This window comes from Saccharomonospora xinjiangensis XJ-54 (assembly GCF_000258175.1).
Classification (GTDB): domain Bacteria; phylum Actinomycetota; class Actinomycetes; order Mycobacteriales; family Pseudonocardiaceae; genus Saccharomonospora; species Saccharomonospora xinjiangensis.
The window spans coordinates 641,971-659,828 of record NZ_JH636049.1 but is presented as its reverse complement, the minus strand read 5'-3'; the positions used below and the strand labels follow the sequence as shown (position 1 = coordinate 659,828).

Sequence of the window (17,858 nt, the reverse complement as noted above, 5' to 3'; positions counted from 1 at the left end):
TGAAGGGCAGCTGGATGTCGAACGAGGACAGGCTTCGCGATTACCTGCGGCGAGTGTCGGCCGAACTGCGCGACACCAAGGCGCGGTTGCGACAAGCCGATGATCGGTCGCACGAACCGGTGGCGATCGTCGGGATGAGCTGCCGGTTCCCCGGTGGCGTCCGCACACCCGACGACCTGTGGGACCTCGTGGCCGAAGGACGGGATGCGGTGGGACCGTTCCCGGACGATCGGGGCTGGGACGTCGAGGGCCTTCACGACCCCGACCCGGACCACCCCGGCACGACCTACGCCGCCGAGGGCGGCTTCCTCGACGACGCAGGCCATTTCGACGCGGCTTTCTTCGGCATCAGCCCGCGTGAGGCGCTGGCCATGGACCCGCAGCACCGGCTCCTTCTGGAGTCGGCGTGGGAGGCGGCCGAGCACGCCGGGCTCGACCCGGCCACGCTGCGCGGATCGCGGACGGGCGTCTTCGCGGGGGCCATGTACCACGACTACGGCGTCCGGCTCAGCCCCGTGCCCAAGGGGCCGGGCAGCTACCTGACCAACGACAGCGTCGGCAGCGCGGTGTCCGGCAGGATCGCCTACTCGCTCGGGCTCGAAGGTCCCGCGGTGACGGTGGACACGGCGTGCTCGTCGTCGCTGGTGGCGCTGCACCTCGCCGCGCAGTCGCTGCGATCCGGCGAATGCTCGCTGGCGCTCGCCGGGGGTGTGGCCGTGATGGCGACGCCGTGGTTGTTCGTCGAGATGAGCAGGCAGCGCGGCCTCGCCTCCGACGGTCGGTGCAAGGCGTTCGCCGCCTCCAGCGACGGTGCGGGCTTCTCCGAGGGCGCTGGCCTGGTGATGCTGGAGCGGCTCAGTGACGCCGAACGCAACGGGCACCGCGTCCTCGCCGTGATCCGGGGTACGGCGGTGAACTCCGACGGCGCGAGCAACGGGTTCACCGCGCCGAACGGCCCCTCGCAGGAACGGGTCATCCACGAGGCCCTCGCGGCTGCCCGGCTGGGCGCCAAGGACATCGACGTGGTGGAGGCGCACGGCACGGGCACGTCGCTCGGCGACCCGATCGAGGCCAACGCGCTGCTGTCGGCCTACGGGCGCGACCGCGCGCACGGACGTCCGCTGTGGCTGGGCTCGATCAAGTCGAACATCGCCCACGCGCAGGCGGCGGCCGGGATCGCCGGTGTGATCAAGATGGTCCAGGCGATGCGCAACGGGACACTGCCGCGCACCCTCCACGTCGATCAGCCGTCACCGAAAATCGACTGGTCTTCCGGCGCGGTGGAACTGCTCACCGAAGCCAGGCAGTGGCCGAGGACGGGGCAGCCGAGAAGGGCGGGAGTGTCCTCGTTCGGCATCAGCGGGACCAACGCCCACGTCATCCTGGAACAGGCGCCGCCGGAGGAGGAACCCGAAGCGGACGACCGCCCCTGCGGACCCGCGCTGTGGACAGTGTCCGGCCGGAGCAAGGCCGCGCTGCGGGCGCAGGCAGCCACCTTACTGGCCTTTACAGACGATCATCCTGACGTGGACCCCGCCGATCTCGGGCACGCACTGGCCACCACGCGCACACCGTTCGAGCATCGCGCGGCGATGGTCGGCGGCAACCGTGAACAGCTCAGGTCGGCACTCGCCGCGCTCGCCGAGGACCGGCCCTCGGCAGGGCTCGTCGAAGGGGTAGCCCCGGGCGAGGCCCGGGTGGTGTTCGTGTTCCCCGGGCAGGGCACTCACTGGGCAGGCATGGCGAGACAACTGCTGGACACCTGCCCTGTCTTCGCCGAGTCGATCCGAGCCTGCGCGCGAGAGCTGTCCCGCTTCACCGACTGGGATCCGCTCGCGGTGCTGCGGGGCGAGCCGGACGCTCCACCACTGGAGCGGGTGGACGTTCTCCAGCCGGTGTCGTTCGCGATGATGGTGTCGCTGGCCCGGCTGTGGGAGTCGCGAGGGGTGCGCGCCGACGCGGTGATCGGGCATTCCCAGGGCGAGATCGCGGCTGCCCACGTGGCGGGGGCACTCTCGCTGGCCGACGCCTGCCGTGTCGTCGCTCTGCGCAGCCGCGAACTGCTGGCCCTGGCGGGCCGGGGCGGCATGATCTCGGTGGAGCGGCCCTTCGACGAGGTCACGCGATGGCTTAAACCGTGGGGAGATCGCCTGGCGATCGCGGCGGTGAACGGCCCCACCTCGGTGGTGGTCTCCGGGGACGCGGACGCGCTCGCCGAGTTCGGGCGCATGCTGTCCGCCGAAGGCGCGCTGCGCTGGCAGCTTCCCGGCGTCGATTTCGCCGCGCACTCGCCGAGGATCGACGCACTCGCCGAGGCACTGCACGACGTGCTGGCCCCGGTGCGGCCCGGCACGGCCGAGATTCCCTTCTTCTCGTCAACGGACGGCCGGTGGGTCGAGGGCACCGAGTTGGACGCCGCGTACTGGTACCGGAACCTGCGCGGGACGGTGTGGTTCGAACCGGCCGTCGCGACGCTGCTGGACGAGGGCCACTCGGTGTTCATCGAGGTCAGCGCGCATCCGGTGCTCACCATGGGCATCACGGCGACGGCCGAGCAGCGCGACACCCGCGTCCGCACCGCGGGCACGCTGCGCAGGGGTGAGGGCGGCCTCGACCGGTTCCTGCTCTCGCTCGGCGAGGCGCACGTCCACGGTGTTCGCCCCGACTGGCCTTCGGTGTTCGGGCTCGCGCGACCGAAGCGGGTGGAGCTGCCCACCTACGCCTTCCAGCGCGAGCGGTACTGGGGCGGCCCTTCCGGGGAGACGGCCGACGCCGGGAGCCTCGGCCTGGCCGCCACCGACCACGCGATTCTCGGGGCCGCCGTGCCGTTGGCCGACACCGGCGGGTTCCTGCTCAGCGGACGGCTGTCCCGCCGTACGCACCCCTGGCTTGCCGACCACGCCGTGGCGGACACGGTGATCCTGCCCGGCACGGCGTTTCTGGAGCTGGCCCTGCGCGCCGCCGACGAGGCGGGCTGCGAGGTGATCGACGAACTGGTCGTCGAGGCACCGCTCGTGCTGCCCGAACAGGGCGGCGTCGCGGTGCAGGTCCTCGTCGGCGCCGCCGACGAGTCGGGCGCGCGGGAGGTGAGTGTGCACGCCCGCCCCGAATCGGGGGAGCGGCCGTGGACCCGCCACGCCGTCGGAATCCTCACCGGCACACCGGCGGCACCCGCAGGCGATCTGACGACGTGGCCGCCGCAGGGTGCGGAGCCGATCGATCTCGACGGTTTCTACGACCGCATCAACGACACGACCCTCTACTACGGACCGGCTTTCCAGGGGTTGCGCGCCGCGTGGCGGCTGGGCAGGGACGTCTATGCCGAGGTGGCACTCCCCGAGGCGGTCGCGAACGAGGTGGCCGGATACGGCCTGCACCCGGCGTTGCTGGACGCCGCGCTGCACGGCCTCGGTCTCGGTTCGCTGCTGAAAGGCGGGCAGGACCCCGGCAGTGTGCCGCTGCCGTTCTCCTGGACCGGACTTCGGGTGGCCGCCACCGGCGCCACAGCGCTCCGAGTGCGGCTGTCCCCCGCGGAGCGGGACGATGAGATCGCTGTGTTCGCCGCCGACGAGAGCGGGGCACCGGTGGCCTCCGTGGCCTCGCTGGCCGTCCGCCCGGTCTCGGGAGAGCAGCTGCGGGCCGCCCGCGACGACGACGGCGGCGCGCTGTACCGCCTCGACTGGATTCCCACGCCGCCGAGCAGCGAGGCACCGCGGTGCGTGCTGGCAGGGCCGGATCCGTTCGGGCTCGACCTCGCCGAGCGGGTCGCCGAGCTGGCCTCCGTCCCCGATCCGGTGCCGGATGCCGTCGTGGTCGCCGTCGCTCCGGTGAACGCCCGTGACGGTGAGGCCGCTGCTGACACCGTGCTGGAGCACGTCAACGCGGTGCTGGCGCTGGCACAGAACTGGCTCGACGACGACAGGTTCGCCGACTCCCGGCTGGTTCTCGTCACCCGTGGAGCGGTCGCCACGTCCGGTGACGACGGCGAAGGCGATACCGTCCACAGTGCACTGTGGGGTCTGCTGCGCTCGGCCCAGTCGGAGAACCCCGGCCGGTTCGTGCTCGTGGACCTCGACGCGCACGCCGATTCCCCGGCCAGCCTCGCCGCCGCCGTGGCCACCGGTGAACCGCAACTGGCGATCCGCGCCGGTGGGCTCCTGCGCGCCAGGCTCGGCGTCGCCGAGGCGAGCGAGGCGCTCGCACCACCGGACGCCGCTGCCTGGCGACTGGACATCCCGGTCACCGGCACGTTCGACAACCTGACTCTCACGGAGTGTCCCGAGGTGCTCGAACCGCTCGGGCCGGGGCAGGTCAGGGTCGAGGTGCGCGCGGCGGGACTGAACTTCCGCGACGTGCTGTACGGGCTTGGTCTCTCCCTCGGCGAAGGCTCCTTCGGCGGGGAAGCGGCCGGTGTGGTGCTGGAAACCGGGCCCGGCGTCACCGGGCTCGCCCCCGGTGACCGGGTGATGGGGGCGATCGCGGGCTCGTTCGGGCCGATCGCGGTGGCCGACCATCGCATGATGACCCGGATTCCGGCCGGGTTGAGTTTCGCCGAGGCGGCCACGGTGCCGATCGCCTTTCTCACCGCGTACTACGGTCTCGTCGATCTCGCGGGGCTCACGCGGGGTGAGTCGGTGCTCGTGCACGCCGCCGCAGGCGGTGTCGGCATGGCCGCCGTGCAGATCGCCCGGCACCTCGGGGCCGAGGTGCACGGCACCGCCAGTGAAGGTAAGTGGCCCGCGCTGCGCGCGACCGGATTCACCGACGACCACATCGCCTCCTCGCGGTCGCTCGACTTCGCGGAGCGGTTCCTCGGCGAGACCGGAGGCCGGGGTGTCGATGTGGTGCTCAACTCGCTCGCGGGCGAGTTCGTGGATACCTCACTGGAACTGCTGCCGAGGGGCGGCCGGTTCCTGGAGATGGGCAAGACCGACAAGCGCGAGCCCGGCGAGGTCGCCTCGGCTCACCCTGGTGTGGAGTACACGGCCTACGACCTTCAGGAGGCCGGTCTCGGCCGGATCAAGGCCATGCTCGACGAGCTGAGTGCCTTGTTCGAGCGCGGGGTTCTCCGCCCGCTGCCGCATCGGGCGTGGGACGTCCGCAACGCGCCGTCGGCCTTCCGTTTCCTGAGCCAGGCCAAGCACGTGGGCAAACTCGTGCTGACCGTGCCGAGACGGAGCAGGCAGGACACGGTGCTGGTCACCGGTGGGACCGGAACCCTCGGCGGGCTGGTCGCCCGGCACCTCGTGGCCGAGCACGGCGCCCGGCACGTCGTGCTGGCGAGCCGCAGCGGGCGCCGCGACCCGGACCTGGCGACCGAACTGGCCGAGCTGGGTGCCGAGGTCACCTTCGCCGCCTGCGACGTTGCCGACCGCGACGCGCTCGCCGCGCTGCTCGCGACCATTCCCGCCGACCGGCCGCTGACGGGCGTGGTGCATGCCGCAGGGGTGCTCGACGACGCCGTGATCGGCTCACTCACTCCCGAGCGGGTGGAGCGGGTGTTGCGGCCCAAGGTGCGCGGCGCGCTGAACCTTCACGAGCTGACCCGCGACGCCGACCTGTCGATGTTCGTGCTCTTCTCCTCAGGCGCGGCCACCTTCGGCTCGCCGGGACAGGGCAACTACGCGGCGGCGAACGCGTTCCTCGACGCGCTGGCCGCACACCGCCGAATCAGGGGGCTGCCCGCCGTGTCGCTGGCCTGGGGACTCTGGGCGCAGCGCAGCGCACTGACCGAGGGCCTCGACGACATCGACCTCGGGCGCATGGCACGGGGCGGAGCCGCCGCACTGTCCACAGAGGATGCGCTGCGGCTCTTCGACACCGCGCTCGGCAGGGACGAGGCAGTACTCGTGCCCGTGCGGATCGACACCGCGGCGATGCGGGCCGAAGGAGACTCCCTGCCGCCCCTGTTCCACAATCTCGTCAAGGGAAGGCTACGGCGTGCCATGGTGACGGCCGGAGCGGTGGCCGGAGCGGCGAACGACCGGTCGCTGCTCACGCGGCTGCCCGCGATGACCTCGGCCGAACGCCGCGCGGCGCTGCTGGAGCTGGTGTGCCTGCACGCGGCGGCGGTGCTGGGACACGGCTCCGCCGACGGGATCGAGGCGGAACGGGCGTTCAAGGACCTCGGGTTCGACTCGCTGACCTCACTGGAACTGCGCAACCGGCTCACCTCGGCCACCGGTCTGAAGCTGAGGGCCACGCTGATCTTCGATCACCCCACCCCGGTGGAGCTGGCGCAGCGGTTGCTCACCGACCTGGTGCCCGACAGCGCCGACAGTGGCGACGGTGGCGACACCGAAATCGGCGCAGCCGACGCGGTGACCGTCGAACACAGCGACGCCGAGATCGAACGGCTGCTGGCCACGATCCCGGCGCACCGGGTCAGGGAGGCCGGACTGGTGGAGGCGCTGGCCCGGCTCGCGGTGACGTCACCGGACGGCGAGGGCGGCGAGGGTGGCGACACCGCTGACGCCGCAGGCCCACCCGAGGCCGAGGGCGCCCTCGACGAATTGGACGTGCAGGGCCTCCTGCTCAAAGCACAGCAGAGCCTCGGCTCCTGACCACAGGCTTCTTCCGGGAGGACACCATGAACGCACCCGCCGAGAAGGTCGTCGAAGCCCTGCGCGACTCGCTCAGGGAGATCGACCGCCTTCGCGCGCGCAACCGGAGGCTCGCCGACGCGGCGAGCGAACCGATCGCGATCATCGGCATGAGCTGCCGCTTCCCCGGTGGCGTGCGGTCACCGGAGGATCTGTGGCACCTGGTCGCCTCGGGCACCGACGCGATCTCGGAGTTCCCCACCGACCGGGGCTGGCCCGAGCAGGGCAGCGGCGGATTCCTGCCCGACGCGGGCGAGTTCGACGCGGACTTCTTCGGCATCAGCCCGCGCGAGGCGCTGGCCATGGACCCGCAACAGCGGCAGTTGCTGGAAACCTCCTGGGAGGCGCTGGAACGGGCAGGCATCGAGCCGAAAGCACTGCGCGGCACCCGCACCGGTGTGTTCGTCGGCAGCCACGGTCAGGACTACCTCGGCCTGCTGACCAGTTCGAAAACCAGCGACGGCTACCTGGCCACCAGTACCAGCGCCAGCATCATGTCCGGCAGGCTGGCCTACACCTTCGGCTTCGAGGGCCCCGCCGTCACCGTGGACACGGCGTGCTCCGCCTCGCTGGTGGCCCTGCACCTCGCCGTGCGGTCGCTGCGGTCCGGTGAATGCTCCCTCGGCCTCGTCGGCGGTGTGTCCGTGATCTGCATGCCCGACGGGCTCGCGGCGTTCCGGAAGCAGGGCGGCATGGCCCCCGACTACCGCTGCAAGGCGTTCGCCGAGGGCGCCGACGGCACCGGGTTCGCCGAGGGCGTGGGGGTGCTGCTGGTGGAGCGGCTGTCCGACGCGCGGCGCAACGGGCACAGGGTGCTCGCGGTGGTGCGCGGCTCGGCGGTCAACTCCGACGGCGCGTCGAACGGCCTCTCCGCCCCGAACGGACGCGCACAGGAGGCCGTGATCCGGCAGGCACTCGCCGACGCGCGGCTCTCGGCGTCCGATGTGGACGCCGTCGAGGCGCACGGGACGGGCACTTCGCTGGGCGATCCGATCGAGGCACACGCGCTGCTGGCGACCTACGGCCAGGACCGCGACCGCCCACTGTGGCTGGGGTCGCTCAAATCGAACATCGGGCACGCGCAGGCCGCGGCCGGGGTCGGCGGCGTGATCAAGACCGTGCAGGCGTTGCGGCACGCGACGCTGCCGAAGACTTTGCACGTGGACCGGCCTTCCTCGCACATCGACTGGTCGGCGGGGTCGGTGGAGCTGCTGACCGGTGCGCAGCCGTGGCCGGAGACCGGGCGGCCGAGGCGGGCAGGGGTGTCCGGATTCGGCATCAGCGGGACCAACGCCCACGTGATCCTGGAGCAGGCGCCGGAGAACGACGCGGAAGCTCCGCCCGCACCGGCTGGCCCCGCCGCCAGCTCCGCCGAGGCTTGCGGCCCCGTGCCGTGGCTGGTGTCGGCGCGCACCCCGGACGCCCTGAGGGAACAGGCGCGGCGGCTGCTGACCGAGACCGTGGACGCTCTGGCCGCCGAGGCGCCTGAGAAGGCCGAAGCGGCGGTGCCCGAGGTTTTCTCGGCTGCTGACGTCGCGTGGTCGCTCGCGACGACCCGGACCCATTTCGAGCACCGCGCCGTGATCGTCGGCCGGACCCGTGACCAGCTTCGGGACGGGCTCGCGGCGCTGGCCGCCGGTGACCCTGCCGCGAATGTCGTCCTCGGCAGGGTGCGTCCGGGGCCGACGGCGGTGTTGTTCTCGGGACAGGGCTGCCAGCGCACCGGCATGGGACGCGGGCTCGCCGCGGAGTTCCCGGTGTTCGCCGACGCGTTCGGTGACGTGGTGGCGGAGCTGGACCGCCACCTCGACCGGCCGCTGGACACCGTGCTCGGTACCGACCTCGTGCACAGCACCGCCTACACCCAGGCCTCGCTGTTCGCGTTCGAGGTCGCGCTGTACCGGCTGGTGGAGCACTGGGGGGTGCGTCCGGCGTTCCTGCTGGGGCACTCGATCGGCGAGCTGGTCGCCGCACACGTCGCCGGGGTGCTCACCCTGCCCGACGCGGCGCGGCTGGTGACCGCGCGGGGACGGCTCATGCAGGCCCTTCCCTCAGGCGGAGCCATGGCGTCGGTCCAGGCGAGCGAGGAGGAGGTGCTGCCGCTGCTGGGCGACCGGTTGTCGATCGCGGCGCTGAACGGTCCTCGCGCGACCGTGGTCTCCGGTGAGGAAGCCGACGTCGCCGCGTTCACCGAGCGGTGGTCGGAGCAGGGCAGGAAGGTCAAGCGGCTCACGGTCTCCCACGCCTTCCACTCGACGCTGATGGAGCCGATGCTCGGCGAGTTCCGCCGCGTGGCCGAGAGTGTCACGCACCGTCCACCCCGGATTCCGGTGGTGGCCAACCTGACCGGTGAGCCCGTCACGGAGTTCACCGCCGACCACTGGGTCCGCCACGTCCGCGAGGCCGTGCGGTTCCACGACGGCGTGCGCAGGCTGCGTGCCGACGGGGTGCGGACCTTCCTCGAACTGGGCCCGGACGCCGTGCTCACCGCGATGGCCAAGGATTGCCTCGACGACGGGGAACCGGCGGTGCTGGCTCCCGCGTGCCGCCGGGGTCGCGACGAACCGGCCACCCTGCTGGCGGCCCTCGGCAGGCTGCACTCCTGCGGGGTGGCCGTGGACTGGCGGACGGTGCTCGACGGCTCACCGCACCGCGCCGTGGATCTGCCGACCTATGCCTTCCAGCGCAAGCGGTTCTGGCCCGGCCCTCCGATGCCGCGCGGCGCCGACGCGGTGACAGACATGACCGAGGCGGAGCCCACCGCAACAACCGACACAGCCGACACAGCCGACACGAAGGACATGGCGGGCGCCGCCCCCGCTGCGTTCCGTCTGCCCGAAGGTGATCGGGAACGCACGCTGCTGGACCTCGTTCGCCGCAGCGCCGCCACCGTGCTCGGCCACGACTCGCCGTCGGACATCGACCAGGACCGTCCTTTCGAGGAACTCGGCTTCGATTCGATGACGGCGGTGGAGTTCCGCGATCTGCTGGGGCAGGCGCTCGACATCGCGCTTCCGGCGACGCTGGTGTTCGACTACCCCGCCCCGGCCGTCCTCGCGCGGCATCTGCGGGCGGTGCTCTCCGGTGAGGAACGGCAGGTGGCTGTCACCTCGGCCACCGCGAGCGACGAACCGATCGCGATCATCGGCATGAGCTGCCGGTATCCCGGCGGTGTGCACTCGCCGGAGGACCTGTGGCGGCTGGTGGCGACCGGCACCGACGCGATCACCGAGTTCCCTGCCGATCGCGGCTGGGACGTCGAGGGCTCCTACGACCCCGACCCGGAGAAGGTGGGGACGAGCTACACGCGGCACGGCGGGTTCGTGCTCGACGCTGCGGAGTTCGACAGCGGCTTCTTCGGCATAGGGCCGCGCGAGGCACTGGCGATGGACCCGCAGCAGCGGCTGCTGCTGGAGACCTCGTGGGAGGCGATCGAACGCGCCGGTCTCGACCCGACGTCGTTGCGCGGAAGCAGGACCGGGGTCTTCGCCGGTGTGGTGTCCAACGACTACGCGAGCAGGCTGCGCGTCGTGCCGGCCGAGCTGGCGGGATACCTGGGCAACGGCAGCGCCGCGAGCGTGCTCTCCGGCAGGGTCGCCTACACACTCGGGCTGGAGGGTCCGACCCTGACGGTGGACACGGCGTGTTCGTCGTCGCTCGTCGCCCTGCATCTGGCGGCGCAGGCGTTGCGGGCAGGGGAATGCGACCTCGCGCTGGCCGGTGGTGTGACGATCATGTCAACGCCGTCGGCGTTCATCGAGTTCAGCCGCCAGCGCGGGCTGGCGGCCGACGGGCGGTGCAAGTCGTTCGCGGCGGCCGCTGACGGCACGAGCTGGGGCGAAGGCGTCGGTGTCCTCGCGGTGCGGCGGCTTTCCGACGCCCGGCGCGACGGCAACCGGGTGCTGGCTGTGCTGCGAGGCTCCGCCGTCAACTCCGACGGGGCGTCCAACGGGCTGTCCGCACCGAACGGCCCCTCGCAGCAGCGGGTGATCCGCCAGGCACTGGCCAACGCGCGGTTGACGCCGCAGGAGATCGACCTGATCGAGGCTCACGGCACCGGCACCACCCTGGGTGATCCGATCGAGGCGCAGGCTTTGCTCGCGACCTACGGCAGGGACCGGACGGAACCGGTGGCGCTGGGCTCCCTCAAATCCAACATCGGCCACACGCTCGGCGCCGCAGGGGTGGGCGGGGTGATCAAGGCTGTTCAGGCGCTGCGGCACGGGATACAGCCCAAGACCCTGCACGTGGACGAGCCCTCGCCGCACATCGACTGGTCGGAAGGGTCGGTGGAGCTGCTGACCGAGGCCAGGCAGTGGCCTGAGCTCGACCGGCCTCGCAGGGCTGCGGTCTCGTCCTTCGGTGTGAGCGGCACCAACGCCCATGTGGTGCTGGAGCAGGCACCCGACCCCGAACCGGACGCACGCGACACCTCCGATGCGACGGAGGCGGCCGAAGCGCCCGAAGCGGCCGAAGTGGCCGAGGTGGCCGTGTGGCCGCTGTCCGCCAAGAACGCCGAGGCGCTGCGAGCGCAGGCCGCGCGCCTTCGCGCGCACGTCGCGAGCCACCCCGGCCTGCGCAGCGCCGACATCGGTCTCTCACTGGCCACCACCCGTACCCACTTCCCCGTGCGGGCCAGCCTCGCCGGTGATCGCGAGACCCTGCTCGCGGGCCTGGACGCGGTCGCCGAAGGCCGGATCGCCGGGCGCACCGCCACACCGGGCACGCTCGCGTTCCTGTTTTCCGGTCAGGGATCGCAGCGGGCGAGGATGGGCGCCGAGCTGCACGAGACGTTCCCGGTGTTCGCGCGGTCCTTCGACGCCGCCACCCAGGCTCTCGACGCCGAACTCGACGGCCACACCGCCCACCCGGTCGGCGCGGTCGTTTTCGGCAGTGCCGGTGAGGACGCGCTGATCGACCAGACCGTCTACACCCAGGCCGGGTTGTTCGCCTTCGAGGTCGCGGTGTTCCGGCTGTTCGAGAGCTGGGGCGTCGTGCCGGACCACGTTCTCGGCCATTCCATCGGCGAGCTGGCCGCCGCGCACGTCGCCGGGGTGCTGACCCTGCCCGACGCCGCCAAGCTGGTGGCCGCGCGGGGCCGCCTCATGCAGAGCCTGCCCACCGGCGGGGCGATGGTGTCGATCAACGCCGCGGAGGAGATCGTGCTGCCGCTGCTGGGCGATCGGGTCGCCGTCGCCGCCGTCAACGGTCCCGAGGCCACGGTGATCTCCGGCGACGATGACGCCGTGATCGCCGTCGCCGAGGTGATGCGCGCCGAGGGACACAAGGTCAAACGGCTCACCGTGTCCCACGCGTTCCACTCGCCCCGGATGGCGGGAATGGTGGAGGACTTCCGCGCGGTGGCGGAGTCGGTGACCCACGCCGAGCCGGTGATCCCCGTCGTGTCCAACCTCGCTGGTGAGCCCGTGACGTTCGACGCCGGGCACTGGGTCAAGCACATCGTGGACGGTGTCCGCTTCGCGCAGGGGATGCGCTGGCTGCTGGAGAACGGCACGACCCGGTTCGTGGAGCTGGGACCGGACGGCGTGCTCAGCGCGATGGCCCGAGACTGCGGCGCCGAGGAGGCTTTGCCGGTCTGCCGTCGTGGACGGCCCGAGGTGCGCACACTGCTCGGCGCGCTCGCCCGCCTGCACGACGGCGGGTCCGGCCCGCACTGGCCGTCGGTCTTCGCCGGTACGCGAGCGCGGCGGGTGGACCTGCCCACCTACGCGTTCCAGCGGCAGCGGTACTGGCTTCACGACACCGCTGCCGCCCCTGCCTCGACGTCGGGACACCCGCTGCTCGGCAACGCCGTCGTGCTGGCCGGTGGCGACGGCGCCGTGCTGACAGGGGAGCTGTCCTCCCAGGCCCAGCCCTGGCTGGCCGACCACGAGGGTTCGGTCGTCGCGGAGCTGGCTCTGCGTGCGGGGCAGGAGGTGGGCTGCGACCGCATCGAGTCGCTGACCACCGACCTCCCGTTGCGCGCGGTGGAGGGCCGGACGGCGATCCAGGTTCGGGTGGGTGAGGAGGAATCCGGGCGGCGACCGGTAAGCATTCACAGCCGCAGGGACGACGACGCACCCTGGACCCACCACGCCACGGGCGTGCTCACCGCGGGGCCGGTGCCACCGGCCGAGCAGGGCGAGTGGCCGCCTTCCGGCGCCACGGAGTCCGGCCTCGACGGTGCCGAACGCGCCTGGACGCGCGACGGCGACACCTTCGCGGAGTTCCGGCTTCCTGACGAATGCCCCGTCGAGGGCTTCGGTGTCCATCCCGCCCTGCTCGATGCGGTCGTGCTCGCGCTCGGCGGTGACCTGGACGACCTGGTGCCGCTGACCTGGCGCGGTGTCACGCTGTGGGCCACCGGAGCGCGCACGGTCAGAGCGCGACTGTCCACGATGGACGGCCGCTCGCTGACCGCCGAGCTGTGGGACGAGACGGGAGCGCCGGTGCTGGCCGCCGAGGCGATCACACTCGGCGAACCGCCGAGGCAGCGAGCGGCCTCCGCGCTGCGTCTCGCGTGGCGGGCCGTGGGCACGGGCGGCACCACTCAGCCGGACCGGCTGGCCGTCGCCGGTGCCGACGAGCTCAAGATCGGTGTCCACCTCGAATCGGCCGGTGTGGCCGTGACGTCGTGCTCCGGCCTCGCCGAGGTGCCCGAACCGGTGCCGGACGTGGTCGTGGTGCCCTGCGGCCCGTGGGCGGGCGAGGTGCGTTCCGCCGTGCGCGAGGCGACGGCGTGGGTGCTGAACCTGCTGCGGGAGTGGGTCGCCGAGCCCAGATTCGCCGGGTCGCGTCTCGCGCTGGTGACTCGTGAGGCGAGCACCGACCCGGCCTGCGCCGCTGTCGGCGGCCTTGTCAGGTCGGCGCAACTGGAGCACCCCGGCCGGTTCGTGCTGATCGACACCGACGACGCGGCGGCGCCCTCGGCGCTGCTGCACGCCTGCGCGAGTGCCGAACCGCAGTCCCGCGTCCGGGGCGAGGAGGTGTCCGTTCCGCGTCTGCTCACCGCCACCGCGGCGGCCACGGACGCTGGGAGCGCGGCGACAGTCTTCGATCCCGAAGGAACCGTCCTGGTCACCGGGGCCACCGGGGGACTCGGCCGCAGGCTGATCCGGCACCTGGTCACCGAGCACGGCGTCCGGCACCTCCTCCTGCTCTCCCGAACGGCGACGACCGGCGACCCCGACTCCTTCGACGCCTCCGCCGACGACACCGGTCCTGCCGAGGCCGAGATCACGTGGGTGGCCTGCGACGTCGCCGACCGGGCCGCTCTCGCCAGGGCGCTCGGCGGCATCCCCGCGTCGCGCCCGCTACGCGGCGTGGTGCACCTCGCAGGCGTGGTGGATGACGGACTCCTCGACTCGCTCACCCCGGAGAAGTTCGACGCCGTCCTGCGCGCCAAGGCGGATGGGGCGCTCAACCTGCACGAGCTCACCGAGGGTCTCGACCTCACCGCGTTCGTGATGTTCTCCTCGGCGGGGGCGACGGTGGGAAGCCCTGGACAGGGCAACTACGCCGCGGCCAACGCGGTACTCGACGCGCTCGCGCGGCGCCGCCGCGACCTCGGGCTCCCCGCCACCGCGCTCGCGTGGGCACCGTGGAAAGAGCCGGGCGGCATCACGGGCAGGCTCGCCGACAAGGATCGCGCCAGGATCACCCGTGGCGGTGCCGTCCCGTGGGAGACCGGCGACGCGCTGTCGGCCTTCACGGCGGCGTGCGGTGGTGAGGACCCCGTTCCGGTGCTGATGCGCGTGGACCGAGGGGTGCTGGCTGAGCAGGCGCGGGCAGGCAGCCTGCCACCGGTGCTGTCCGCGCTCGTGCGCACCCGCAGAGCCGCCAGGGCCACGGAGGCGAGTGCCGGTGCCTCGCTGCTCGACGATTTGGCCGCGATGTCCGGTCCCGACCGCGAGTCCGCGCTGCTCGACCTTGTGCGAGCACACGCGGCCACCGCGCTGGGGCATACCTCCGGCGCTGCGGTGGAACCCCACACCGCGTTCCTTGAACAGGGTTTCGACTCGCTGTCCGCGATGGAACTGCGCAACCACCTCACCACCGCCACCGGTCTGCCGCTGCCCGCCACGTTGGTCTTCGACTTCGAGAACCCCGCCGTGCTGGCCGCGCACCTCGCGGAACAGGTCACCGCGGCAAGCGACCCCACACCGGTGCTTCCTTCGGCCACACTCGACTCCGACGCGGCCGGGCCGCTGGCCGCCCTGTACTGGCAGGCGTGCGAACTGGGCAAGATCGAGGAGTCGGTCAAGCTGCTCGAAGCGGCCTCGCGCCTGCGCCCGGCATTCACTGTGGACGATCTCGACGAGGCTCCGCCCACGGTCCGGCTCGCGCAGGGCGGGGAAGGGCCGCTGCTGATCTGTTTCCCTTCGTTCGCGCCGGTCGCCGGTCCTCACGAGTTCGCCCGGTTCGCCGCGAGTTTCGAGCACCCGCGCGAGGTCTGGGCCATCCCCGAACCCGGTTTCATGAAGGGGCAGCGGCTTCCGGACACCATCGAGGCGCTCGCGCTCATGCATGCCGACGCCGTGCGGCAGCGCGCGGGCGATCGTGAGTTCGTGCTCGTCGGCAGGTCGGCGAGCGGCTGGCTCGCCCAGGAGATCGCCTACCAGCTCGAACGACGGGGCGACATCGCACCGGTTGCCGTCGTGCTGATGGACAGCTCCTCGCCGGAACACATGGCGAAAACGGGCGTCGCGAACGCGATGGGCGGCGCGATGGCCGACCGCGAAAGCGGGTTCGACCTGCTCAGCGACATCCGACTGGCCGCGATGGGCGGCTACTCGCGGATCTTCGACGGGTGGCGGCCGAAGCCGATCGACACACCCACCGTGCTGCTGAGCGCGCTCGACCCGTTCTCCCCTGACCTGCTGGACGAGGAGAACCCCCATCACACCGACTGGCGCTCCTTCTGGGAGTTGCCGCACCACGCCGTGGACGTTCCCGGCGATCACTTCTCAATCCTGGAAAAACACGCCGACACCACGGCGAGCGCGGTCGAAACGTGGCTGCGCGAGTCGCACCGGACGGCACGAACGGAAGGTTCGCGGACATGAAGGTCGTCATCATCGGTGCCGGTTTCGGCGGTATGGCCGCTGCGATCTGGCTGGCCGAAGCGGGACACGAGATCGAACTGTACGAGCAGGCTCCCCAGATCCGCGCCAGCGGCAACGGTGTGCTGCTCCTGCCCAACGGCACCGGCCTGCTGCGGGAACTCGGCGTTGACCTCGACGGACTCGGCGCGAGGATGGACTCCGTCGATGGGTTGTTCCGCGACGGGTCGCGGGCGATCCGGGTCAAGTTGTCGAAGATCGCGCAACGCCACGGAGCGCCCGTGCTCGTCGGTTCGCGCGGCCGGGTCGCCCAGCGCCTCGCCGCACGGCTTCCCGAGGGCGCATTGCGAGTGAACATGCGGTGTACCGGGATCGAGTACACCGAAGACGGTCCGGTGGCGGTGTCCTTCGCCGACGGCACCGAGACCAAGGCAGACCTCGTGATCGGCGCCGACGGGCAACGCTCGGTGGTGCGGACGGCGTTGTTCGGCGAGGACCCAGCCGTGTACCTCGGGGACGCCACCTGGCATGGGATCACCCGGCTGCCAGGGGCTTTCGCCGAGGGACACGCCGTGCACAGCGTCTTCGGCGACGAGGGCATCTGCGTCATGCATCCCGTCGGCGACGGCGAGGTGTACTGGGCGTTCGAACTGCCCTTCTCCGACGGCGACGTCCTCCCTCCCGGCGCGCCGGGCGACACCGGCTCGCTCGCCGGCGAAGGCTCGGCCGTGGCCAACCTGCGGGCGCGGTTCGGGTCGTGGACGGCACCGGGACTCCCGGAACTGCTGGCCGCGATGCGGGACGAGGACGTCAGCGTCTTCCCGCACATCATCCACCGCGAACTCACCCAGTGGGGCAAGGGAGCGGTGACCCTCGTCGGCGACGCCGCACACGTGGTGCCGCCCCGCGTCGGCATGGGCCTGAGCCAGGCACTGGAGGACGCCTGGGTGCTCAGTAGGGCGGTCGCGGGCTCCGATGACGTCGTCGCCCGAATCCGCGCCTACGAGCAGGCCCGCATCCGGCGCGTGCGGGGCATGCAGAAGGCCGCCAGGATGCTCGGGCGTAAAACCGTTCCGATGCCGCCGTGGCTGCTGAGGCGCGTCGGCAAGCTGCTCCCGGTGACCAAGTTCAACGAGGCGCAGGTCCGCAACTCCAGCAACTACCTCAACAACGACCTGGCCGAGCCCGCCGATCTGGTCACGGTCGCGGGAGGGCGGCGTTGATGTACGCGGCTGTGCTGCACGAGTTCGGTGGCATCCCCCGGTTCGACACCTTCCCCGAGCCGGAACCGCGCGACGGTGAGGTGCTGGTCGAGGTCACGGCGGCGGCGCTCACCCCGCTGGCGCGCTGGGTGGCGTCGGACCGGGACTTCAGCCGTGGCAGGGAGGTGCCGTTCATCTGCGGGACGGAGGGGATCGGCAGGCGAGAGGACGGAAGCCGGATCTCCTTTGGCGTGAGCCGCGCGCCGTTCGGCACGATGGCGCAGTACGCCGTCGCGCCCGAGCGGTTCTGCACCCCGATCCCCGACGAGATCGACGACGTGACAGCGGCCGCCGTGATGAACCCCGGTCTCTCCGCGTGGAGCGCGCTGACCTGGGGCACCAAGCTGGCGCCTGGGGAGACCGTGCTCGTGCTCGGCGCCACCGGCGTGGCGGGAAGGACCGCGATCCAGGTCGCGAAGCTGCTCGGTGCGGGCAGGATCGTGGCAGCGGGAAGGGACGAGGCGGCCCTCGCGACGCTGGGAGAGTACGGTGCCGACCTCACCATCGCACTCGGACAGTCCGATGAGGACCTTGGCGACGCTTTCCGTGAGGCGGCGGGAGATGCCGGGTTCGACATCGTGCTCGACTACCTGTGGGGCCGCCCCGCACAGGTCCTCCTCGACGCGCTGCCCCGGCGGTTCATGATCTCCTCGGAGACCCGCTACCTCCAGCTGGGCAACAGCGCCGGCAAGGAGATCACGTTGCAGGCCGGTGCGCTGCGCCGCACCGGGGTGACGATGGGCGCGGGAACGCCCCCGCCCATCGAGTTCATCTGCGACCTGCACGCGACCGTACTGGGCCACGCCGCGAGTGGGCTGGTGCGCGTGGACACCGAACCGGTGCCGCTGGCCGACATCTCCCCGGCGTGGCGGCGCGAGGTGCGTGGCAGGCGCCTCGTCGTCATTCCCTGAAACCAGCGAAAGAGAGAAGGT

The 17,858-nt window shown here is 71.9% G+C and carries 4 protein-coding genes and 1 pseudogene; all 5 read left to right on the top strand.

Annotation, left to right across the window (positions count from 1 at the left end; all coding sequences use genetic code 11):
* Positions 1–14: 14 nt before the first annotated feature.
* The 5 genes and pseudogenes from SACXIDRAFT_RS02480 (at position 15) to SACXIDRAFT_RS02465 (ending at position 17,837) form a co-directional block, all read left to right on the top strand.
* The gene (locus tag SACXIDRAFT_RS02480) at positions 15–6,563 is read left to right on the top strand and encodes a type I polyketide synthase (RefSeq protein WP_006236888.1); all 6,549 of its coding nucleotides are present in this window, start codon (positions 15–17) and stop codon (positions 6,561–6,563) included.
* Positions 6,512–12,766, top strand: a pseudogene (locus SACXIDRAFT_RS23245) (type I polyketide synthase); the annotation flags it as partial. The gene SACXIDRAFT_RS02480 and the pseudogene SACXIDRAFT_RS23245, both read left to right, overlap by 52 nt.
* A 234-nt stretch (positions 12,767–13,000) precedes the next feature.
* Positions 13,001–15,667 carry a type I polyketide synthase gene (locus tag SACXIDRAFT_RS23845; RefSeq protein ID WP_442852559.1) on the top strand — a complete coding sequence of 889 codons (2,667 nt, stop codon included), beginning with the start codon at positions 13,001–13,003 and terminating at the stop codon, positions 15,665–15,667.
* Entirely contained in the window at positions 15,664–16,887 is a 1,224-nt protein-coding gene (locus SACXIDRAFT_RS02470) for an FAD-dependent oxidoreductase (protein ID WP_006236886.1), read from the top strand. The genes SACXIDRAFT_RS23845 and SACXIDRAFT_RS02470 overlap by 4 nt, the downstream gene beginning before the upstream one ends.
* Positions 16,887–17,837, top strand: coding sequence for a quinone oxidoreductase family protein (locus tag SACXIDRAFT_RS02465; protein WP_006236885.1), 951 nt, complete (start codon positions 16,887–16,889; stop codon positions 17,835–17,837). Before SACXIDRAFT_RS02470 ends, SACXIDRAFT_RS02465 begins: the two co-directional genes overlap by 1 nt.
* Positions 17,838–17,858: the final 21 nt, after the last annotated feature.